Consider the following 20,767-nt stretch of genomic DNA (forward strand, 5'->3'; position numbering starts at 1 on the left):
TTGTCCACAGATTGAGCGCCTTCCCCAACTGACTGGCAGCTAACGCTCCGAAAAGCGCGTTTGGCGACGTTAGCTGCCAGTCAGTTGGGTCAGCGCGGCTGCGGGTACTACCCGCAGTATGCGCCGGTGGAGGCGCTGTGCACCAGCTTGGCGTACTTGGCGAGCACGCCCTTGGTGAACTTGGCCGGAAGCGGCTCCCAGCCGATCTTGCGGGATTCCAGCTCGGCCTCGTCGACCAGGAGGTCGAAGGTACGTGCTGCGATGTCGACACGGATCTTGTCGCCGTCCTGGACGAAGGCGATGGGGCCGCCGTCGACTGCTTCAGGAGCAACGTGGCCGATGCACAGGCCGGTGGTCCCGCCGGAGAAGCGGCCGTCCGTCAGGAGCAGGACGTCCTTGCCGAGGCCCGCGCCCTTGATGGCGCCGGTGATGGCGAGCATCTCGCGCATGCCCGGACCGCCCTTCGGACCTTCGTAGCGGATGACGACGACATCGCCGGCCTTGATCTTGCCGTTGTCCAGAGCATCCAGGGCGCCCTGTTCGCGCTCGAAGACGCGGGCGGTGCCCTCAAAGACGTCGGCGTCGAAGCCGGCGCTCTTGACGACGGCGCCTTCCGGCGCCATGGAACCGTGCAGGATGGTGATGCCGCCGGTCTTGTGGATCGGGTTGTCCAGCGCACGAAGGATCTTGCCGTCGAGGTCCGGCGGGTTGATGGACTCGAGGTTCTCGGCAAGGGTCTTGCCGGTAACGGTGAGGCAGTCGCCGTGCAGCAGTCCGGCGTCGAGCAGGGCCTTCATGATGACCGGCACGCCGCCGATCTTGTCCACGTCGGTCATGACGTAGCGGCCGAAGGGCTTAAGGTCACCGAGGTGCGGGATCTTGTCGCCGATGCGGTTGAAGTCGTCGAGCGTAAGTTCGACTTCGGCTTCACGGGCGATGGCGAGCAGGTGCAGGACGGCGTTGGTGGAGCCGCCGAAGGCCATGGTCACGGCTATGGCGTTCTCGAACGCCTTTTTGGTCATGATGTCGCGGGCCGTGATGCCGAGGCGGAGCAGGTTGACCACTGCTTCGCCGGACTTGCGGGCGAACTCATCACGACGGCGGTCTGCCGACGGCGGGGCGGCAGAGCCCGGAAGGGACATGCCCAGGGCTTCGCCGATGCAGGCCATGGTGTTGGCCGTGTACATGCCGCCACAGGCTCCTTCACCCGGGCAGATGGCCTTTTCGATGCGCTCCAGGTCCCCGAGGCTCATCTTGCCGGCGGCGCAGGCACCCACGGCTTCGAAGGCGTCAATAAGGGTGACTTCCTTCTCGGAACCGTCTTCCAGCTTGACCCAGCCCGGCATGATGGAGCCGGCGTAGAGGAACACGCTGGCGAGGTCCAGGCGCGCGGCAGCCATCAGCATTCCCGGCAGGGACTTGTCGCAGCCTGCGAGGAGCACGGAGCCGTCGATGCGCTCGGCCTGCATCACGGTTTCCACGGAGTCGGCAATGACTTCGCGGGAGACCAGCGAGAAGTGCATGCCCTCGTGGCCCATGGAAATGCCGTCCGAGACGGAGATGGTGCCGAACTGCATGGGGAAACCGCCGCCTGCGTGGACACCCTCCTTGGCACCCTGGGCCAGTCGGTTCAGTGAGAGGTTGCAGGGAGTGATTTCATTCCAGGAACTCGCGACGCCGATCTGGGGCTTCGAGAAGTCGTCATCGCCCATGCCGACTGCGCGGAACATACCGCGCGCGGGTGCGGCATGGATCCCGTCGGTGACGACTCGGCTGCGGGGCTTGATGTCAATCTTGTTCTCGGTTGCTGTTTGGGTGTCCTCACTCATGGGTCAAAGTCTATGACTCCGATCGGGACGCCAACGACCCGGAGGGCCCCGTTAAGCCGAAAACCGGGAATATTTCGATCAAATAGTGGACTCTCGTCTCGAATAATGAGATCGAGAGGGTCGGAACCGCCCTGGATGTGTCAGGCGTCACGGAGTCCGGCGGCATTGATCGCCGCAGCTTCGGCCTCCAGCATGGACAGGACCTGCGCGATCGTGGTCCGTGCCGCCACATCCGGGCGTGCGAGCGCCACGATGCTCCGGCGGGCAGTCACTCCGAGCAGCGGGCGCAAGACGAAGCCGCGTTCCTGGTTCCGCAAGGCGGTGTACCGCGGCAGCAGGCTCAGCCCGTGTCCGGCACTCACAAGCGCTTCCAGGACGCGAAGATCGGGAAACAACTGCGCGCGCACCGCCGGAGACCCTGCCTGGACCTCGATCTGGCGCAGCACCGTGTCGAAGGGGAACCCTTCCGGGACGCCCATCCACGGAAATCCCACCACGTCGCCGGCGGTCAGCGAGGACTTCGCCGCCAGGACGTGTCCGGCCGGCACAGCAACATCCAGCGGCTCGTTCAGCAGCGGAACCACCACCAGCCCCTGCCGGGCGAAAACATCGGGACCATCAACGCTGTGGGCCAGGACGATATCGTAGTCGGCGGCCAGGGCAGCGAAGCCGGCAACGCCGGGGTCCTCGAAAGAGGCCTCGAACCGGAGTCCTTCCACCGCCTTGACGCGGTGCAGGAGGCCGGGGAGGAACATTTCCGCTGCGCTCGGAAAGAAGGCCGCTTTGACGTGCGTCTGCCAGCCCTGCCGGTAGGTGTCGATGGTGGCCTCAGCGCGGGCCATGGCAGTGGACACGTCCGCCGCCGCTGCCGCCATCGCGCGCCCGGCCTCGGTCAGCCGCACTCCCCTGCCGGACTTCTCGACCAGGACAACGCCCAGTTCGTCCTGGAGGGTCTTGAGCTGCTGGGATACGGCCGACGGCGTCACCTCCATCGCTTCGGCGGTGGCGCCGACTGTGCCCCGGTCCGAGAGTTCACGGAGAATCCGGAGCCGTTTCAAATCCATGATGCGAGGCTACAGGACAGTGCCCGGGCACGGATCCCTCGTGCAGTCCCGACGTGACAAGGCATCCTGCGCCGGCTCTGGTAGCGTGCAAGCCACCCTGCCGGTCGACCATCAGGACTTCACTGTGAACAGCAAGCCCGTGCCGGTCAACCCGGACGCGACCAACCCCGCACCCGACACTCACGACGGTCCCCCGCTCAGCAGCGAAGAGCTGAAGACCAGGCTCCGCGCGGTTTTCGATCACCAGATTCCCAACTACGGCGACTACAACCTCGTCTGTGGCTCCAACAGCTTCGAGGGGACGGGTGCCGCAGCCCGTGGCTGGGCTCCTCCGCGCCGGCGGAGTTATGTTATCGGCTACCGCTGGCACCCGGCCGAGATCATCGTGGCCCCATTTGATGAAAAATCACTGGCCGCCGCGGGGGTACCGGTGGCGATCAACATGACCAACCTTTCGCACGCCCTCCGGCTGCCCGCCGTCGCATCTTCCCCGGGCGGTTACGAAGTGGCCGCAAGCACGGGGAAAGCCTTCCGTTTCGGGGTGGAGAACAGCATGCGGCTGGCTTCGGAGCCGGCAGGACCGGACCAGCGGTCCGCTCGCGGGCCGCGAAGCATCGAACAGGCCGACGACGCCGCGGACTTCTATGAATTCATGGCCGACTTCATCCGGCGCGGGCTGCCCCTCTGAACCTTTACAGCCCTAATCACACCGACGTAACGTCAAGCAACGGCAACCTTGCCTTATGGACAGAAGGGCTCTGCTATGGACTGGATTATCTGGGTCATCGTCATCGTAGTCATCGTCGGAGTTGTGTGGTGGCTCCTGAACCGCAACAGTTCAGGAACTACCACCGGACCATCGACGCTCTCCGATACCGATGCGTCCGTTCCACCGTCAGGGCAGGCCGGCACTCCCCGGCCCGTTGCCGGAGCACCGGCCGGAGGCAGCGCAGCACCTTCGGCAGACGCGGCCGCCACCGCCGGAATGCCCGGTGCCGCAGGGTTCAGCTTGGCAGCCAAAGCCGCACCGGCAACTTCCGCACCCGCCGGTGGAGATGTGGACGACTGGGACGAAGACCCAACGGCCACGACGGAGGTGCCCACAGCGGCCACGGACGCCCGGGCTCCCTCAAACGCGAGTGTCAAACCCGCCGGCACCGCCGAACCTGAAGTGACAGCCCAACCTGAGCACGCAGCCGTACCCGATAAAGAAGCCGTGTCCGAGAAGGCAGCCGTGTCCGACAAAGCTGAGTGGGAGGCGCAGTGGTCCGAGGCGGCCAGCACCCCGCACGCGGCGGAAGCGCACGCCGAATCGCACACCATGGAGGCTCCGGCTAAGGAATCAGCGGGCGAATCCCGGACCGCCGGGACGGGTACCACGGCTCCTGTCCATCACCCCGAGTACACGGAGCCGCATGCCCCCACTCTTCCCGGCGCCGAATCCGCCGCAGCGGAAGTCGTCCTGGACACAGCCGTTCGGGATAAAGATGCCCGGGAGTCAGGAGCGGGGGCGGAGCTGCCACCGGCCGGCGGGACCGGGCCGGTCGTTGCGAACGACACAGGAGTCCCTTCCGAGGGGGATGCCGAAACCATGCAGGCGGCCTCCTCTTCGGCCGCGACCGAAGGGGCCGCGAGCCACACGGCTGAACCCGCCGGACACCTGGCGGCGGACAAACCGTATGGGGAAGGATCAGCCGCCCCGGCTCCTGATGGCAGCGCACCCGAGGGCTACACAGTCAAGGGCAATGCGCAGCAGATGATCTACCACGATGAAACAAGCCCGGCCTACGAGGAAACCGTAGCGGAGGTCTGGTTCGAGTCAGCCGCCCATGCCGAAGCGGCCGGCTTCCGGGCGCCGCGACGTAGCCGGCACTAGGTCCGGCAACCGGAGGGCCGCCGTCACCATGAGCCGGGACAAGGAGGGGCGCAGATCCATGCTTGCGCTCCTCCCGGGACCTGTCACCGCCGTCGTGACGGCGCTGGCGTTGGTTGCCTGCACAGGTGGCGGCAGCGGTCCTCCCACGGGTAACGCCGGTCAAGTCACAGGCAGCAACAGGGCGGGCCAGGAACCCCGCGTGCTGCGGACAGTGGAGGGACTGAGCGTGCCGTGGTCCACGGTGTTCCTGCCGGACGGCACGGCCGTCATTTCCGAACGTGACAGCGCCACACTCAAGGCGGTCAAGGACGGGAAGACAACGGTGCTGGGGAGTGTCCCCGGAGTAGAGCCGGGCGGTGAAGGCGGCCTCCTGGGACTGGCAGTGTCGCCACACTTCGCCTCCGACCGGTCGCTTTTCGCCTATTTCACAGCCCGGTCCGACAACCGGATCGCCCGGCTCACACTGACTGAGCGTGATCCAGGAGGCGCGCTGGGGCTGGGTCCGCCGGAGACAATTTTCGCTGGCATCCCGAAAGCCTCAACCCACAACGGTGGCCGCATCCGTTTCGGACCGGACGGGAACCTCTATGTGGGAACCGGAGACTCCCAGCGCCGCGACCAGCCCCAGGATCCGAACGCGCTTGGCGGGAAGATCCTCCGGATCACGGAAAAGGGCGAGCCGGCGCCCGGCAACCCGTTCGGAGACAACCCGGTCTACAGCCTTGGCCACCGCAATGTGCAGGGACTCGACTGGGATGACGCGGGCAGGCTCTGGTCCAGCGAATTCGGACCGAACGTGGATGACGAACTGAACCTGATCCAGCCGGGCGGGAACTATGGCTGGCCCGAGGTCACCGGAGCTCCGGGAAACCCCGGCTTCATTGACGCCAAAGTCGTCTGGCCGTCCACCGCGGAATCGTCTCCGAGCGGACTCGAGATCGTAGGCTCCACAGCGTATCTCGGAGCGCTGCGGGGCCAGCGGTTGTGGGCAGTCCCGCTCGATGGTGAAAATGCGGGCAATCCTGTGAGCCATTTCACAGCCAAGTTCGGGCGCATCCGCGACGTTTCCCTGGCCCCGGACGGCACCCTGTGGATGCTTACCAACAATCAAAACCCTGATTCCGCGCTGATTTTGGCGCCCCCAGGCAGTCGCGGAGACTGATGCAGGCGCCGATTTCACACCGGGCTAAAACTCGTGTAGAGTTTCATGTCGTTGCGGAGATGAACGAGGGAAACAAAAGCCATCGGGAAGAACCAAAACAACAGTTGCACCTCTAGCTCAACTGGCAGAGCAATTGACTCTTAATCAATGGGTTCCGGGTTCGAGTCCCGGGGGGTGCACCAGAGAAACCCCGTCTTCACAGGCCAAAAGCCGTGAAGGCGGGGTTTCGCTTTGCCCGAAAACACTGCATCAGGCCTGGCCACAATTCTTTAGGAAATATTCACCTTAAGCATCGGAGCACCTGCGCCGCACTGGATAGAGTGACGTCACTCCTAGGTGTGGGAGGGGCTAACCATGGCTGTCTTTCGGTTTACTGTGACGGGCACGATCGAAGCCGACGCCGAAGCGCTTGGCGCCGCCATGGCGGCCTCCCTGCCGCTCCCCTCCACGGACGTCGACGCGCTGGGGATCATGGAAAGCAGCCTCGAGTTCAGCGAAAACCCCGGCTCGGCTTTGCAGGCCATGTTGGAGATGGGCGTAATGGCCGTCCTGCAGGCCAAATTAGGCCCCCTGAATAAGGGCTGGGACGTTCAGGCGCTGGAAGCCATTGCCGTCCGGCTCCTGGGGTAGTGAATCAGCTGATCAGTTAGCGCTGTTCGCGTCCACGGTAAGGCCGGACTCGGCACTTGCCACGATTGCCTTGGTCTCCGGCGAGGAAAAACGGCTGGCCAGGACTGTCACCACAGCCTGGAGCTCCTGACGAAGGATGTCCGGGTCGATCGAAGCGGCCGCAAGCACGGTCCGCTCCATGTCCGCCGCAGCGGCCACGGCCTCCACTCCGCGCTCAGTCAGGGACACCACGTGGCTTCGGCGGTCGGACGTGCTGCGCTCGCGCCGAATGTGGCCGTGCACCTCGAGCCTGCTGAGTGTTTTTCCCATGGTCTGGGCCTGGACGCGGACCAATTGAGCCAGCTGCGCCTGCGTCATGGGTCCATTAAGCGAAAGTACCTCCATGGCGATCACTCCGGCATGGGTGAGCCCGATGGCTCCCAGCTTCTCGTTCCAGGAGTGTTCCACGAGACGTGCCGCGGTGGACAAGAGGCGCCCTGTGGGCCAGCGATCCATATCAGGCATACAACTTAGTATAGCCAGCGTGGGATTCGTCCCTCGCTCCCCCGCTTACTAAGCTTTGATGTCCAGAACATTCCTAAGGAGAAAATCTTGGCTGAACGACTCACCCCCGGCACTCCGGCACCGGACTTTACGCTGAAGGATTCCGCAGGGAAGGACGTCAGCCTGAAGGACTACCGCGGCCGGAACACCATCGTGTACTTCTACCCTGCAGCGTCGACGCCGGGCTGCACCAAGGAAGCGTGCGACTTCCGCGACACGCTCGCTTCCCTGCAACGCGAAGGCTATGACGTCGTCGGCGTCTCTCCTGATCCGATCGGGAAGCTCTCCACGTTCGCAGAGAAGGAAGGGCTGACGTTCCCGCTCCTGTCCGACGAAGACCACACCGTGGCTGAGGCCTATGGCGCCTGGGGGGAGAAGAAGAATTACGGGCGGACCTACGAGGGCCTCATCCGGTCCACCGTTGTGGTGGACCCTGACGGCAAGGTGTCCGTCGCCCAGTACAACGTACGGGCCGCCGGCCATGTGGCCAAGCTGCGCCGGGACCTCGGACTGTCTTAGTCGTTTTCGCCAGGCCGTGAACGGCACGCGGGCCCATCGAGCGGAAGGCGCCCCCGGCAGGTACACTGGAGCCTGGAATCCGCCGTCGGACGTTTCCTGCTCTCGCAGGAATGGGAGCAAGAACACGCACGACGGCGCCGCGCGCGAGTGGTGAAATTGGCAGACACGCAGGATTTAGGTTCCTGTGCCTTCGGGCGTGGGGGTTCAAGTCCCCCCTTGCGCACAGCTGCACAATCCTCGGAATCCCGGGCCTCATGGTCCGGGATTCCTTCGTTTAACGCCGCCGCACCCGCGCCAGGAAGGACCTCGAAAAAAAGATTCTCTCCGTTCACCCATCCGTTCGTGCCGAGCGGCCGAATACCCATTGAGACACCAACCAAGGGTCGGTGCCCGCAGTCGGAAATTCAGCCAGTGCAGTGATCGACGCAGTCGTTCGCAGCAGGCAATGATCGGCACTAACAAGGAGAATCGAAATGCAGTCATTCAAGCGCACAACTTTCACCGTCGCAGGTGTTGCAGCTGCAGCACTGCTCAGCCTGACCGCCTGTGGCGGTTCAGCCACGACGGCGAACAGCTCCTCCGCACCGGCTTCGACGCCGTCTGCTTCGAGCATGGCTCCGTCACCGTCCGCCAGCTCTGCGGCCGCCATGGATCCGGCCGCCAACCTGGTGGGTCCCGGCTGCGCAGGTTACGCGGAAAAGGTCCCCAGTGGCGCGGGCTCGGTATCAGGAATGGCCCTCGATCCGGTTGCGGTTGCAGCCTCGAACAACCCGCTGCTGACCACCCTCACGGCAGCCGTGTCCGGCAAGCTCAACCCGAAGGTCAACCTCGTGGACACGCTCAATGGCAGTGAATTCACGGTCTTCGCACCGGTGGATGACGCGTTCGCCAAGATCGACGCCGCCACCATCGAAACGCTCAAGACCGACGACGCACTCCTGAGCAAGATCCTGACCTACCACGTGGTTCCGGGCCAGATCACCCCTGACAAGATTGTGGGCACCCACAAAACTGTCCAGGGCGGTTCAGTCACCGTGACCGGCACCAAGGATGCGCTGAAGGTCGATGACGCCAGCGTCATCTGTGGCGGCGTCCAGACGGCCAACGCCACGGTCTACCTGGTGGACTCCGTCCTGATGCCGAAGTAGGCAACCCCGCACGCTCCTGCTCCGGCTCCAGCCTGACTCCCTGGACCGACCCTGGAGAAACGGAGGCCCGCACCGGACGGTGCGGGCCTCCTTTTTGCCCTCAGGCAAGCCGGCCGGCAGCCCGGCGCGCGGCCGGCGCGCACCCGGCGGGTGTCCAGGATCGGTCAATTAGACTGGGGACCGGTCCGTTGTCCGCGGGCCTTCCTGCCGTCCAGAGGTGATCATCGAGTGCCCAGCAGTAAATCGCGCCGCATTGCAGTCAGTATCGGCGCAGGGGTCCTGTCGCTGCTTCTGGCCTCGTGCACGGGCACGCCCGCTCCGGCACCGGCGTCGTCGTCCGCGGTTCCGACCGGCTCGGCACCCGCCGCACCGACAGCGACGTTCACGTTCGGCACCGCTGCCCAGCCGCTGGGACTCGATCCTGCCCTGGCCTCCGACGTCGAGTCCTACCGGATTACCCGCCAGGTCCTCGAAGGCCTCGTCGGAGTGGACCAGACGACGGGACTGCCCACTCCCCTGCTCGCCACCGAGTGGGCAGAGTCAAGTGAAGGCCGCGCCTACACGTTCAAGCTCCGGGAGGGCGTCACCTTCCAGGACGGCTCACCCTTCGATGCGGCGGCCGTCTGCACCAACTTCAACCGATGGTTCAACTTCCCGGAAAGCCTGCGGAAGCAGGCGCCGGGCACCTCGTTCAAGGGCGTCTTCAAGGCCCACGCCGACCAGGCCTCGCTGTCCATCTACAAGGGCTGCACCGCGCTCTCCGCCGGAAACGTCCGGATCGATCTCACACAGCCCTTCACCGGATTCCTCCAGGCCCTGACGCTCCCGGCCTTCGCGATGTCCTCGCCGACTGCGATGGCGGCGCAGAAAGCGGACAGCCTCAGCCAGAGCCGCGACGGCCAGCCGGTCTCGGCCTATGCCCTGCATCCCGTCGGGACGGGCCCCTACAGCTTTGCGGCGTGGGAGGACTCCAGCGTCAAGCTGGTCAGCAACAAGGACTACTGGGGCGACAAGGGCCAGATCGGCACCATCAACTTCGTCACCTACGATCATCCGCAGTCCCGGCTCCAGGCCCTCCTCGACGGGAAGATCGACGGCTACGACGCCGTCACCGTGGGCAACTTCGACCAGCTCGTCAAGCGCGGGAAGCAAATCATCCAGCGGGACCCGTTCTCCGTGATGTACCTCGGAATGAACCAGGACGTGCCCATCCTGCAGAACATCAAGGTCCGCCAGGCCATCGAGTTGGCGGTGGACAAGGAAACGCTGATCCGCCGCTTCTTCATCGATAACACCGCCCAGGCGTCCCAGTTCGTCCCGCCCAAACTCAGCGGGTTCAACAACAACGCCCCCTCGCTGGGCCATGATCCGGCCAAGGCCAAAGCGCTTCTGGAGGAGGCTGGCTACAAGGGCGAGGAACTCAAGTTCTACTACCCCCTGAATGTGACCAGGCCATACCTTCCGACACCCGAGAAGATCTATGCGGAGCTCAGCAGGCAGCTCACCGCCGTCGGCCTGAACATCAAGCCGGTCCCCGTGGACTGGACGGACGGGTACCTGCAGAAAGTGCAGTCTCCGGGCGACCACGCCCTGCACCTGCTCGGCTGGAATGGTTCCTACTCCGATCCGGACAACTTCGTGGGACCCTTGTTCGGCGAGAAGAACGGTGAGTTCGGCTACCAGGATCCGCAGGTCTTTTCGAAGATTGCGCGCGCCCGCGGTTTGCCCGAGGGAGACGAACGGACCAAGCAGTACCAGACCATCAACGCCCAGATTGCGGAGACGGTCCCCGCCGTCCCCATTGCCTTCCCCATTTCGGCCCTGGCACTTTCAGACCGGGTGTTGAAGTACCCGGCCTCGCCGGTATTAAACGAGGTTTTCACAAAGGTGGAGCTTAAACCTTGACGGACCGCCCCAATTTCAGTTAGTGGGGCGCTCGGGATATTCTGTGACAGCCAGAGCCGCTGCTATCGGAGACTGATTGTGACTTTCATATCCAAGACCCAACATGCCGACGTCGTCCTGATTGGCGGCGGCATCATGAGCGCCACCCTGGGTGCGTTCATCAAGCAGCTCGAACCGAACTGGACCATTTCGCTGTTCGAACGGCTCGACGAAGCCGGCCTGGAAAGCTCAGGCCCGTGGAACAATGCAGGGACCGGCCACGCGGCCCTATGTGAGCTTAACTACTCTCCCGCAGCCAAAGACGGCTCGGTTGATCCGTCCAAGGCGCTGCACATCAACGAGCAGTTCCAGCTGTCCCGCCAGTTCTGGTCCCACCTGGTCAGCAATTCCCTGATCGGCTCCCCCAAGGGCTTCATCAACACGGTCCCGCACATGAGCTTTGTGATCGGGGACAACAACGCGGACTTCCTAAAGACACGGTATGAGGCACTGAAGCCGAACACCCTCTTCCGCTCCATGGAGTACTCCGAAGACCACGCCCAGATCGCCAAGTGGGCTCCGCTGATCGTCAAGGGCCGGGACCCCAAGCAGCGGATCGCCGCCACCCGCGCGGCCGAAGGGACCGACGTCGACTTCGGCGCGCTGACCCGCGAGCTGACCACGTACCTGGGCAACAACGGTGTGGAGATCAACTACGGCCACGACGTCAACGGCATCCGCCGTGCACCGGGCGGCGGCTGGGACCTCACACTCAAGCACAAGCAGTCCGGCGAGCACGGCAACATCCGCGCGAAGTTCGTCTTCGTCGGCGCCGGGGGCGGCGCGCTCCACCTGCTGCAGGCCTCCGGAATTCCGGAGAGCAAGGGCTACGGCGGCTTCCCGGTCTCCGGCCAGTTCTTCCGCTGCACCGATGAGGCCCTCGCCGCCCGGCACAGCGCCAAGGTCTACGGCCAGGCCTCCGTCGGAGCACCACCCATGTCCGTGCCGCACCTGGACACCCGCTACGTCAACGGCAAGCGTTCACTGCTGTTCGGCCCGTACGCCGGCTTCTCCACCAATTTCCTCAAGCACGGTTCGTACCTGGACCTGCCGCTGTCCATCCGCCCGAGCAACATCATCCCGATGCTGGCCGTCGCCAAGGACAACATGGACCTCACGGCATACCTGGTCAAGGAAGTTGCCAAGCGCCACGGCGACAAGGTCGAGGCCCTGCGCGAGTATTACCCCGAAGCAAAAGACGGCGATTGGGAACTCATCACCGCCGGCCAGCGTGTTCAGATCATCAAGAAGGACCCGAAGAGGGGCGGTGTCCTGCAGTTCGGCACCGAGGTGATCGCGGCGCGGGACGGTTCCATCGGTGCGCTGCTGGGGGCTTCCCCGGGAGCATCCACCGCCGTTCCCATCATGATCGAACTCCTGCAGAAGTCCTTCCCGAAGGACTTCAAGGGCTGGCAGTCCAAGCTCAAGGAAATGATGCCCGGCTACGGCATCAAACTCAACGACAACCCGGAGTTGGCCACTCAGCTGGAGGCAGAAACTGCCAAGGCCCTCCAGCTGGAAGCCGTGGACGCGCCCTCCAGCTGACGCCCTGTTGGGTTACGGCCGGTTCCACCTCCAACCACTAGACCGTCAACCCACCAGGAGACCATGAGATGTACCGGCTGGCTAAACTTTCGCTGGCAAACAGGGCACTGATCGCGCTGATCACCGTCTTTGCGTCGGTGTTCGGCGTGATCACCATGTCCTCGCTGAAACAAGAGCTCATTCCCTCCATCGAGTTTCCGCAAATCACGGTCATCTCCGCCATGCCCGGGGCCTCGCCGGAAGTGGTGGACAAGCAGGTGAGCGGGCCCCTCGAGACCGCGCTTAACGGTGTCGAGGGGCTCGAGTCGACGTCGTCCACATCCCGCACGGGCGTTTCCCAGATCACGATGGTGTTCACCTACGGTTCCAACCTGGACCGGGCACGGAACCAGATCGACCGTGCCATCTCCAATGCCAAGCGCGGGTTACCCGATGACGTCCAGCCGCAGGCCATTGCCGGCAGCATCAGCGACTTCCCGATTGTCTTCCTGGCGGTCTCCTCCGACAAGCCGCTCAGTGAGCTGAACGCCGACCTCCAGCGCCTCAGCGTCCCCCGTCTCCAGAAGCTCGACGGCGTCAGGGGCGCCGACGTCACCGGCGGCGCGTCCCAGCACATCCAGATTCTTCCCCGCCCCGATGCCATGGCAGCCAAGGGCGCCACCCTCCAGTCCATCACCAACGCCCTGAAAAACAATGGGGCTCTGGTTCCGGCAGGCACCATCGAGGAACAGGGCAAAACGCTCTCGCTGCAGATCGGCAGCCCCGTGGACTCCCTGGACGCTGTCAAGGCCCTGCCGCTCGGTGGTGCCAAGGACGCCGCCACCATCGGCAGCGTGGCCGATGTCAGCATCAAGGACGACGCCCGCACCTCGATAACCCGGACCAACGGCAAGGAAACGCTTGCCCTCTCCGTGACGAAAAAGCCCGAAGGTGACACCGTGGCAATCTCCCACGCGGTGAAGGATTCCATCAGCCAGCTCGAAGCCGAGCTGGGATCCAACGCCAAGTTCACCCCGGTGTTCGACCAGGCCCCGTTCATCGAAAAGTCCATCAAGGACCTCACCACGGAGGGCCTCCTGGGCCTCGGCTTTGCCGTCGCGGTGATCCTGGTATTCCTGATGTCCGTGCGGTCCACGCTGGTCACCGCCGTTTCCATCCCGCTCTCGCTGCTCATTACTTTCATCGGGCTCTCTGCCACGGGATACTCGCTGAACATCCTGACCCTCGGAGCACTCACCATCGCGATCGGACGCGTGGTGGACGACTCGATTGTGGTCATCGAGAACATCAAGCGGCACCTGAGCTACGGCGAAACCAAGCTCTCCGCCATCCTCACTTCCATCCGGGAAGTCGCCGGCGCCATCACGGCATCCACCCTGACCACGGTGGCCGTCTTCCTCCCAATAGCCTTTGTCGGGGAACTGGCAGGAGAACTGTTCCGGCCCTTCGCCCTGACGGTGACCATAGCGCTGCTCTCGTCACTCCTGGTGTCACTCACCATCGTTCCCGTTCTGGCTTACTGGTTCCTCAAGACGCCGGCCGGCAGCGCAGGAGCCGAGCTTTCCGCAGAGGCCGCCCGGGAAGCCGCCGCCAAGGCCCATGAGAAGGAGCAGCGCAGCCTGCTCCAGCGGGGCTACCTGCCCGTCCTGAACAAGACTCAGAAACACCCGGTGGTGACACTCATCGCGGCTGTCCTGGTGCTCGGCGGGACGGCGGCCATGACCCCCCTGCTCGCCACCGACCTGCTGGGCCGCTCCGGCGAGAACAGTATGACGGTCCGCCAGGTCCTGCCGGCCGGAACCAGCCTCACGGACACCAGCGCGGCCGCCGTGAAGGTCGAGGAAGTACTGCGAGACATCGACGGCATCAAGGACGTCCAGGTCACGTCAGGGAACGCGCAGACGGGCTTCACTGCCCTGACCTCCAGCGGCGCCTCCAACTCCTCGTTCACGGTGGTCACCGAGGAGAAGGCCAACCAGTCCCGGCTCCAGGAAACAGTCCGCACCGAACTGGCCAAGATCAGTGACGCCGGCAAGATCTCCGTAGGCTCCCAACAGGGCGGATTCGGCACCACCTCCACGGTGGACATCACTTTGAAGGCGGCAAACTCCGCAGACCTCAGGGCAGCCAGCGATGCCATGGTCAAGGCCATGGAAGGCGTACCCGGCAGCACCGAGGTTGCCACCAACCTTGCGGCAAGCCAGCCGGTGGTCCAGGTCAAGGTGGACCGCGCCAAGGCCGTCGCGGCGGGCTTGAACGAGGAGCAGGTGGCCGGTGTCCTGGCCGCCACCATCAGCCCGTTGCCGGCCGGAACGGTGCGGATCGACACCAACGACTTCCCGGTCCAGATCGGCGAGGGCACCCGCTTTACCAGCGTCAGCGCCGTCCGCAACATCCCGCTGCCGGCCGCTGGTGGTGCCGTCACGCTGGGAAGCATCGCTTCGGTGGAGCAGGTAGACATCCCGGTTTCCATCACCGCCAGCAACGGGCAGCGGACCGCGCGGGTCTCGGTGACGCCGTCGGGCGCCAACCTGGGCGCAGTGAGCACAGAGGTGCAGAACCGGCTCAAGGGGGTTGAACTGCCCGCAGGCGTCACGGCGGAGATCGGCGGAGCCACCACCCAGCAGACAGAGTCCTTCCAGCAGCTGGGCCTGGCCCTGCTGGCCGCCATCGCCATCGTCTACGTGATCATGGTGGCTGCGTTCAAATCGCTCATCCAGCCGCTCATCCTGCTGGTCTCCGTCCCGTTCGCCGCCACGGGAGCCATCGCTCTGCTCCTGGTGACCCGGGTGCCGCTGGGGCTGCCCTCGCTGATCGGCATGCTGATGCTGGTGGGCATCGTGGTGACCAACGCCATCGTCCTGATCGACCTCATCAACCAATACCGGCAGCCGCGGACCGGTCTTTCCGGAACGAAGTCCCCTGGAATGAACGTGGCCGACGCCATCACGCACGGGGCGCGGCAACGCCTCCGCCCCATCCTGATGACCGCCTTGGCCACCGTTTTCGCCCTGACGCCCATGGCACTCGGACTTACCGGCGGCGGCGGATTCATCTCCCAGCCGCTGGCGATCGTGGTGATCGGCGGTCTGGTTTCCTCGACGGCGCTGACGCTGGTGCTGGTACCAGTCCTGTACCGGCTGGTGGAAGGGCGCCGGGAGAAGAAGACCCTGCTCCGCGCAATGCACGAACGTCCCGACTTCGGTCCGCCGGACGACGTCGACGCAGAGTTCCGCGACTGGACAACGGGCATGGTGCCCAAGGTTTCCGGCCGCCGGGCAGCGGCCGGCGAACCCGAATAGCCGCTTCCTGAAAGTCTTTCTGCGCCTGAACAACAGCAGTGCCCGTGCCACCCGGTGGGACGGGCACTGCTGTTTAACCGTGCGGGAATATCCTGGCGTGCCAGACGTTACATCCACCGATAGATGCAAATGCATGTATATCGGGTACACTGAAACCAGACCCGAACAGTTCAGGAACGGAAGGCACATCATGCAGATCGGCGTATTCAGTGTCAGTGACATCACCACCGACCCCACCACCGGCCGCACGCCCACGGAACACGAGCGCATCAAAGCGTCCGTAGCCATCGCCAAGAAGGTCGAAGAGATCGGCATGGACGTCTACGCCATCGGCGAGCACCACAACCGCCCGTTCTTCTCCTCCTCCCCCACCACCACGCTGGCCTACATCGCGGCGCAGACAGAACGCATCATCCTGTCCACGGCGACCACACTGATCACCACCAACGATCCCGTAAAGATCGCCGAAGACTTCGCGATGCTGCAGCACCTTGCTGACGGCCGCGTGGACCTCGTGATGGGCCGCGGCAACACGGCACCGGTGTACCCCTGGTTCGGCAAGAACATCCAGGACGGCATCGAACTGGCCATCGAGAACTACAGCCTGCTGCGCAAGCTGTGGGACGAGGACACCGTGAACTGGTCCGGCAAGCACCGCACGCCGCTGCAGAACTTCACGTCCACCCCCCGCCCGCTCGACGGCGTCGCCCCCTTCGTGTGGCACGGTTCCATCCGCACGCCGCAGATCGCGGAAGTGGCTGCGTACTACGGCGACGGCTTCTTCGCGAACAACATCTTCTGGCCCAAGGAGCACTACCAGCAGCTGATCGGCCTCTACCGCGAACGCTACGAGCACTACGGCCACGGCAAGGCCGACCAGGCGATTGTGGGCCTCGGCGGACAATTCTTCATGCGGAAGAACTCGCAGGACGCCGTCAAGGAGTTCCGCCCGTACTTCGACAATGCCCCGGTCTACGGCCACGGCCCTTCCTTGGAGGACTTCACGTCACAGACCCCGCTGACCGTCGGCAGCCCGCAGGAAGTCATCGAAAAGACCCTGACGTTCCGTGAGTACTTCGGCGACTACCAACGCCAGCTGTTCCTGATTGACCACGCGGGCCTGCCGCTGAAGACCGTGCTGGAACAGCTCGACCTGTTCGGCGAAGAGGTCCTGCCGGTCCTGCGCAAGGAGTACGCCGCCCTCACGCCCGCCCATGTACCGGAACCGCCCACGCACGCCGGACGGGTGGCAGCCCGGCTGGCCGCCCAGGTGCAGGAGGATGCAGTGACCAATCCAACAGCCCGGGACGCCTGATGAAAGCCCAGCCAGGCGGGTCGCCCGTCAAACTCGCTGCGGAAACCTGGGAGTCGCTGTTCCGCGCCCAGGTTGCGGTGATGCGAAAGCTCCAGTCCGGCCCTGCCTTCAAGTCGCTGGCCGTCAACGAATACGACGTCCTTTTCACCCTCTCGCGCTGCCCCTCCGGCTGGCTGCGCTTGAACGAACTGAACGACAACGTACTCCTCAGCCAGTCCAGCCTCAGCAGGCTTGTGGAGAGGCTGGAGAAGCGGGGGCTCCTGGAGCGCATGCCGGCGCCCCAGGACGGACGCGGCATCCTCCTGAGGCTGACAGATGCCGGGCGGGAGCTGCAGAAGCAGATCGGACGCGAACATGTCCGCGACATTTCCGCACTGATCACCCCCGCACTCACCGCCAGCGAACAGCGTGAACTCCTGCGGCTTACCGAGAAACTGCGCGGGTCCTTGTCAGGGCGCTAAGGCCTGCGTCAGGTCAGGGCGACGAGTTTGGCGGGGTCCTCCACAGGCAGCTGCCCGTCCACCACCGCAGTGACCCGAAGTTCCCGCAAGGACAGGCTTCCGCCGACAGTGGACAGGAAGGCGGTGTCCGAGGAGTCCCGGCCCGCCGTGATCCTCAGCATGCTCTCGCGCGGGGCCAGCCCGGTGGGGTCGATGACATGCCAGGCACCGTTGACATAGGCCTCTGCCACGGCATGGAAATCCATCGGGCTCAGCCCGGGCGCGTAGACGGCCACGAGCCTGGCCGGGACGTCCTTCGAACGCAGGAGGGAAATGGCCAGGTGTGCGAAGTCCCGGCACACGCCACGGCGGTTCAGGAGCGTCTCCACCGCTCCGTCGGTCCCCCGGGAGGAACCGCTGACGTAGCGCAGCTCGCTGAAGACCCAGTTGCGGACGGCGAGCAGGAGCTCTTCGCCCTGGAGGCCGCCGAATTCCGCGTAGGCCGTAGGCAGCAGCCGGTCGGACTCCGCGTAGCGGCTGGGCCGGACGTAGCGGATGAGTTCCATGCGGGTGGGCTCTTCCGGAAGTGCCAGCCCGGAAACGGTGGCCGAGTAGTCCACGGTCACCTCCGTGGGGTCCGCGAACTCCATGTAGTGGAAGCGGCCGCCGTGGTGGTCGGACAGTTCCGTCACGGGCACCGGGTCCGTCCCGGAGGTCACCGACAACGTTTCCACGAGCGACGTATAGCCCGCATTCCTCGCGACGGCAACCGCCAGTGCGACTTTGGTTTCAGCTGCGGTCTTGAAGACGAGGCGGGCGGCCACGCTGCGTTCCATGTATCTCCGGGGTGTGAGGTAGTGGCAGAACAGTCCCCGGTGCCGGCCGGTTGGGTTTACGGGCGGGCGGCGGGACTAACTTTTGATCTTCAGAGACATTAGCATCCGCTGGACATTCGCAAATTCAGACCCCTCGTTGACGTACTTCGCCGCCTGGTCCAGGGTGTCGAAGGCCTTGGCCGGGGCCACCTTCTCATCCGCGGCGAAGGCCCGGAGCGCGGCCAGGTCTCCGAACGAGACGTCGCCCTTGCCTTCGGGGCCACGGACCACGTTTTGCAGGGTGCACGCCTTGCCGTCGCCTCCCCCCACCACGTTGGTGATGCCGAAGGAGCCGAAATATTTGTATCCCTGGATCACGCGGAACACCACATGCGGGGTGATAAGGCCGTCACCCTCACGGTGCGGCAGGTCCACCGGAACACTGCTGACCACCACGTAGGGCCTTCTGGCCGAGTCCGCGCAGGCAGCGGAGGACGGTGATGGCAGGCCCGTCTGCAGCGTCGCCAGGTAGGTACCCTTGGCGTCCTTGACTTCGACCTTGAGGGCCCCCGGAAGCGTCCCCTGGTCCGGCGTGACTGATTGTGCGATCCAGTCCTGGGGCAGTTCAAAACTCACGACCTTGGCGGGATCCGAAAAGACCTTCCACGCGGCGGCCGTCGCCCCGGCGGAGGCGGATTCCGTACCCGACGCCGAAGGTTGCGCGCCGGTGGCGGAGGATCCGGGTGTTGCACCTGTTGCCGACGCCGACGGCGTTCCTCCCGCCGTCGCGCTCTCGGACGGGCTGCTGCCCGCCGTCCAGGCCGGTTGTCCCTTGCCGTCGCCGCTGCATCCGGACATCACCGCGGCCGCCACGATGAACGCCGCCCCCAGCCGTGCCCTGCGGGCCATTGCCTTCCCTGTCATGAGGCAAGAGTAGCCGCGCGGCCGGTGCAGCCGCCGCGTTCCGGGCGGAGTGTTGACGCACGGGGTTTCCCGCCCGCAAAGAGGGCTACGCTGGGGGCATGGCGGAACAGCACTTTGACGCGGAGCAGGACAGCGTGGCGGACATCTCGGCCCTGGACATTGCCGACTGGCGGATCCGGACCTTTGCCATGTACCAAAACGTCCGAAGGATAGCCGTGGACAGCCCCGCCGAGGCGCACTCGTATTGGCGGCAGGAACGCGACAGGATGTTCGGCACCCACCCGGCGTCGGCACTCACCGCAGCATCCAAGGCCACGTTCAGCGGCCTCCGGACAGCTGACTACGACCCCATCTACAGGTTCCACGTGCCCCTGACGAAAGAGGGAGCCGGCCGGGAAATGAACGTCGAGACGGGCACCGACGGGCTGGTCAGGTTTGTCCGGCTGGGCACTTTCGACCTGCCCGAGATGGGTCAACTGGGCGTCTGGAAGCTGCACGGTTACGGCGGCGGCATCTTCGTGCCGTTCCGGGATGCGACGGCGGGTCAGCCCGGCGGCAGCTACGGCGCCGGACGCTACCTGCTGGACACAATCAAGGGCGCCTTCCACGGCGTGCTGGGATCAGGGCCCGACGCCGAGTTCGTCCTGGACTTCAACTTCGCCTACAACCCCTCCTGCGCCTACAACGAGGCCTGGGCCTGTCCGCTGGCCGGCCCGTCCAACCGGCTGGCCGTGGAGATCCCGGTCGGCGAACTGTACTGACGGGCCCAGCCGCAGGGCAGGGCCTCCGGGCGACACACTCCGACGGCACGTCCCGGCGGGACGTAGGATGTCGTGATGACCGCACCGACCCGCCGCATTGCCCGCGTCCGCCCGCACTCCCCCGCCTCGGAGCTGGAACAGTTCTTCGTCGCCAATGACGCTCCGGATTTCGGCAGCGAAGCGGGAAAGCTCTGGACCGTTATCCACAGCCCCTTCCCCGGGTCACTGGCGAACGCGGCGGCTGCCCCGCGGGCAGGCTGGCACCACGGCTCCACTGTCGGCGAAGACGCATTCACGTTCCTGGCACCAAGCATTCCGGCCAACGTGCTAGGCATGGCGCACAACACGGGCCCGGCGGGCCGGGACCTTCCTCCGCAGGCCTTCCACAAGGCAGCCACCAGCGTGGTGGGACCGGGCGATGCCATCGAACTCGCGCCAGGAGTGGGGCATGTGGACCCGGAAGCCGAGCTGACCGTCGTCGTCGGACGCAAGGCCCGCGGGTTGACGCTGGAGAACGCCCGGGAAGCCGTCCTCGGCTTCACTATCGGCAATGACGTCACAGCCCGGGACCTGCAGAAAGCGGACGACCTGTGGATCAGCGCCAAGAGCCAGGACACGTTCACACCAGTAGGACCGTGGATCGTGACGGGCCTGGACACCGCCTTGGACAGCGCGGCCCTTTCCATCGGAGTCGTGCACAACGGAACTGAACTGAGGGCTGCCAGTTCAGCGGACCTAGGCTGGGGCGTGGACGAAATCCTGGTTTATCTGACGTCCTTCATGACGCTCCACCCCGGAGACCTGGTCCTCACCGGATTCCCTGCCGAAAGCGCACAGCTGCACCCCGGAGACACCGTTACCTGCCGGGTGGAGGGGATCGGCGAACTGACGAACCCGGTCAGGGACGCCGCCGCCTGACCGAATCCGCCGGTGTGGTGTGGCAGGCTTGA

Annotated in this window: 19 protein-coding genes and 2 tRNA genes; 16 read left to right on the forward strand and 5 right to left on the reverse strand. The window is 65.0% G+C overall.

Annotation, left to right across the window (positions count from 1 at the left end; all coding sequences use genetic code 11):
* Positions 1 to 107: 107 nt before the first annotated feature.
* Positions 108 to 1,829, reverse strand: a complete 1,722-nt coding sequence (gene ilvD, locus ACSQ1X_RS12915) for a dihydroxy-acid dehydratase (protein WP_055796060.1) — start codon at positions 1,827 to 1,829, stop codon at positions 108 to 110.
* A 140-nt stretch (positions 1,830 to 1,969) separates the two neighbouring features.
* Positions 1,970 to 2,893 carry a LysR family transcriptional regulator gene (locus ACSQ1X_RS12920; RefSeq protein WP_055796071.1) on the reverse strand — a complete coding sequence of 308 codons (924 nt, stop codon included), beginning with the start codon at positions 2,891 to 2,893 and terminating at the stop codon, positions 1,970 to 1,972.
* A gap of 124 nt (positions 2,894 to 3,017) precedes the next feature.
* Here ACSQ1X_RS12920 and ACSQ1X_RS12925 point away from each other — a divergent pair, with 124 nt between their 5' ends.
* The 5 genes from ACSQ1X_RS12925 (at position 3,018) to ACSQ1X_RS12945 (ending at position 6,561) form a co-directional block, all read left to right on the forward strand.
* Positions 3,018 to 3,581: a hypothetical protein gene (locus tag ACSQ1X_RS12925; protein ID WP_436057948.1), complete on the forward strand. Its 564-nt coding sequence runs from the start codon at positions 3,018 to 3,020 to the stop codon at positions 3,579 to 3,581.
* 75 nt (positions 3,582 to 3,656) lie between these two features.
* Positions 3,657 to 4,769 carry a sunset domain-containing protein gene (locus ACSQ1X_RS12930; RefSeq protein WP_436057949.1) on the forward strand — a complete coding sequence of 371 codons (1,113 nt, stop codon included), beginning with the start codon at positions 3,657 to 3,659 and terminating at the stop codon, positions 4,767 to 4,769.
* Positions 4,770 to 4,797: 28 nt separating this feature from the next.
* Positions 4,798 to 5,931, forward strand: coding sequence for a PQQ-dependent sugar dehydrogenase (locus ACSQ1X_RS12935; protein ID WP_436059336.1), 1,134 nt, complete (start codon positions 4,798 to 4,800; stop codon positions 5,929 to 5,931).
* Between the two features lie 106 nt (positions 5,932 to 6,037).
* A tRNA-Lys gene (locus tag ACSQ1X_RS12940) sits at positions 6,038 to 6,113 on the forward strand.
* 172 nt (positions 6,114 to 6,285) lie between these two features.
* Positions 6,286 to 6,561 (forward strand): hypothetical protein, encoded by a 276-nt coding sequence (locus ACSQ1X_RS12945; RefSeq protein ID WP_436057950.1) that lies wholly within the window; start codon positions 6,286 to 6,288, stop codon positions 6,559 to 6,561.
* A gap of 12 nt (positions 6,562 to 6,573) precedes the next feature.
* Here the strand turns inward: ACSQ1X_RS12945 and ACSQ1X_RS12950 are convergent, their stop codons facing one another.
* On the reverse strand, positions 6,574 to 7,056 hold the full coding sequence (locus ACSQ1X_RS12950; RefSeq protein ID WP_051628953.1) for a MarR family winged helix-turn-helix transcriptional regulator: 483 nt from the start codon (positions 7,054 to 7,056) through the stop codon (positions 6,574 to 6,576).
* A 96-nt stretch (positions 7,057 to 7,152) separates the two neighbouring features.
* Between ACSQ1X_RS12950 and bcp the strand changes: the two genes are divergently transcribed.
* The 8 genes from bcp (at position 7,153) to ACSQ1X_RS12990 (ending at position 17,338) form a co-directional block, all read left to right on the forward strand.
* On the forward strand, positions 7,153 to 7,623 hold the full coding sequence (gene bcp / locus ACSQ1X_RS12955; RefSeq protein ID WP_436057951.1) for a thioredoxin-dependent thiol peroxidase: 471 nt from the start codon (positions 7,153 to 7,155) through the stop codon (positions 7,621 to 7,623).
* 141 nt (positions 7,624 to 7,764) lie between these two features.
* Positions 7,765 to 7,846 (forward strand) — tRNA-Leu (locus tag ACSQ1X_RS12960).
* A 250-nt stretch (positions 7,847 to 8,096) separates the two neighbouring features.
* Positions 8,097 to 8,771 carry a fasciclin domain-containing protein gene (locus tag ACSQ1X_RS12965; protein WP_055796097.1) on the forward strand — a complete coding sequence of 225 codons (675 nt, stop codon included), beginning with the start codon at positions 8,097 to 8,099 and terminating at the stop codon, positions 8,769 to 8,771.
* A 228-nt stretch (positions 8,772 to 8,999) separates the two neighbouring features.
* Entirely contained in the window at positions 9,000 to 10,676 is a 1,677-nt protein-coding gene (locus tag ACSQ1X_RS12970) for an ABC transporter substrate-binding protein (protein WP_436057952.1), read from the forward strand.
* Positions 10,677 to 10,754: 78 nt separating this feature from the next.
* Positions 10,755 to 12,260: a malate:quinone oxidoreductase gene (locus ACSQ1X_RS12975; RefSeq protein ID WP_436057953.1), complete on the forward strand. Its 1,506-nt coding sequence runs from the start codon at positions 10,755 to 10,757 to the stop codon at positions 12,258 to 12,260.
* A gap of 68 nt (positions 12,261 to 12,328) precedes the next feature.
* Positions 12,329 to 15,562, forward strand: a complete 3,234-nt coding sequence (locus ACSQ1X_RS12980; RefSeq protein ID WP_436057954.1) for an efflux RND transporter permease subunit — start codon at positions 12,329 to 12,331, stop codon at positions 15,560 to 15,562.
* 190 nt (positions 15,563 to 15,752) lie between these two features.
* Positions 15,753 to 16,877, forward strand: a complete 1,125-nt coding sequence (locus ACSQ1X_RS12985) for an LLM class flavin-dependent oxidoreductase (RefSeq protein WP_436057955.1) — start codon at positions 15,753 to 15,755, stop codon at positions 16,875 to 16,877.
* Positions 16,877 to 17,338 carry a MarR family winged helix-turn-helix transcriptional regulator gene (locus ACSQ1X_RS12990; protein WP_436057956.1) on the forward strand — a complete coding sequence of 154 codons (462 nt, stop codon included), beginning with the start codon at positions 16,877 to 16,879 and terminating at the stop codon, positions 17,336 to 17,338. The genes ACSQ1X_RS12985 and ACSQ1X_RS12990 overlap by 1 nt, the downstream gene beginning before the upstream one ends.
* Positions 17,339 to 17,346: 8 nt before the next feature.
* Here the strand turns inward: ACSQ1X_RS12990 and ACSQ1X_RS12995 are convergent, their stop codons facing one another.
* Positions 17,347 to 18,153 (reverse strand): transglutaminase-like domain-containing protein, encoded by an 807-nt coding sequence (locus ACSQ1X_RS12995; protein ID WP_055796113.1) that lies wholly within the window; start codon positions 18,151 to 18,153, stop codon positions 17,347 to 17,349.
* A 75-nt stretch (positions 18,154 to 18,228) separates the two neighbouring features.
* Entirely contained in the window at positions 18,229 to 18,768 is a 540-nt protein-coding gene (locus ACSQ1X_RS13000) for a hypothetical protein (RefSeq protein WP_436057957.1), read from the reverse strand.
* Positions 18,769 to 18,772: 4 nt separating this feature from the next.
* On the opposite strand from ACSQ1X_RS13000, the gene ACSQ1X_RS13005 reads away from it, so the two are divergent.
* The 3 genes from ACSQ1X_RS13005 to ACSQ1X_RS13015 all read left to right on the forward strand — a co-directional run bounded on the left by ACSQ1X_RS13005 (position 18,773) and on the right by ACSQ1X_RS13015 (position 20,735).
* Positions 18,773 to 19,069 carry a hypothetical protein gene (locus ACSQ1X_RS13005; protein ID WP_436057958.1) on the forward strand — a complete coding sequence of 99 codons (297 nt, stop codon included), beginning with the start codon at positions 18,773 to 18,775 and terminating at the stop codon, positions 19,067 to 19,069.
* Between the two features lie 85 nt (positions 19,070 to 19,154).
* Positions 19,155 to 19,817 (forward strand): DUF1684 domain-containing protein, encoded by a 663-nt coding sequence (locus ACSQ1X_RS13010; protein WP_436057959.1) that lies wholly within the window; start codon positions 19,155 to 19,157, stop codon positions 19,815 to 19,817.
* 75 nt (positions 19,818 to 19,892) lie between these two features.
* Positions 19,893 to 20,735 (forward strand): fumarylacetoacetate hydrolase family protein, encoded by an 843-nt coding sequence (locus ACSQ1X_RS13015; RefSeq protein WP_436057960.1) that lies wholly within the window; start codon positions 19,893 to 19,895, stop codon positions 20,733 to 20,735.
* Positions 20,736 to 20,767 lie beyond the last annotated feature (32 nt).

It is taken from the genome of Arthrobacter sp. LjRoot78, from assembly GCF_964254335.1.
Lineage (GTDB): Bacteria > Actinomycetota > Actinomycetes > Actinomycetales > Micrococcaceae > Arthrobacter.

Coding starts and splice junctions, on each gene's coding strand:
- ACSQ1X_RS12990 (WP_436057956.1), top strand. CDS start 16,877: ATGAAAGCCCAGCCAGGCGGGTCGCCCGTCAAACTCGCTGCGGAAACC.
- ACSQ1X_RS12945 (WP_436057950.1), top strand. CDS start 6,286: ATGGCTGTCTTTCGGTTTACTGTGACGGGCACGATCGAAGCCGACGCC.
- ACSQ1X_RS12920 (WP_055796071.1), bottom strand. CDS start 2,893: ATGGATTTGAAACGGCTCCGGATTCTCCGTGAACTCTCGGACCGGGGC.
- ACSQ1X_RS12935 (WP_436059336.1), top strand. CDS start 4,798: ATGAGCCGGGACAAGGAGGGGCGCAGATCCATGCTTGCGCTCCTCCCG.
- ACSQ1X_RS12930 (WP_436057949.1), top strand. CDS start 3,657: ATGGACTGGATTATCTGGGTCATCGTCATCGTAGTCATCGTCGGAGTT.
- ilvD (WP_055796060.1), bottom strand. CDS start 1,829: ATGAGTGAGGACACCCAAACAGCAACCGAGAACAAGATTGACATCAAG.
- ACSQ1X_RS13010 (WP_436057959.1), top strand. CDS start 19,155: ATGGCGGAACAGCACTTTGACGCGGAGCAGGACAGCGTGGCGGACATC.
- ACSQ1X_RS12980 (WP_436057954.1), top strand. CDS start 12,329: ATGTACCGGCTGGCTAAACTTTCGCTGGCAAACAGGGCACTGATCGCG.
- ACSQ1X_RS12995 (WP_055796113.1), bottom strand. CDS start 18,153: ATGGAACGCAGCGTGGCCGCCCGCCTCGTCTTCAAGACCGCAGCTGAA.
- ACSQ1X_RS12985 (WP_436057955.1), top strand. CDS start 15,753: ATGCAGATCGGCGTATTCAGTGTCAGTGACATCACCACCGACCCCACC.
- ACSQ1X_RS12965 (WP_055796097.1), top strand. CDS start 8,097: ATGCAGTCATTCAAGCGCACAACTTTCACCGTCGCAGGTGTTGCAGCT.
- ACSQ1X_RS13015 (WP_436057960.1), top strand. CDS start 19,893: ATGACCGCACCGACCCGCCGCATTGCCCGCGTCCGCCCGCACTCCCCC.
- ACSQ1X_RS12950 (WP_051628953.1), bottom strand. CDS start 7,056: ATGGATCGCTGGCCCACAGGGCGCCTCTTGTCCACCGCGGCACGTCTC.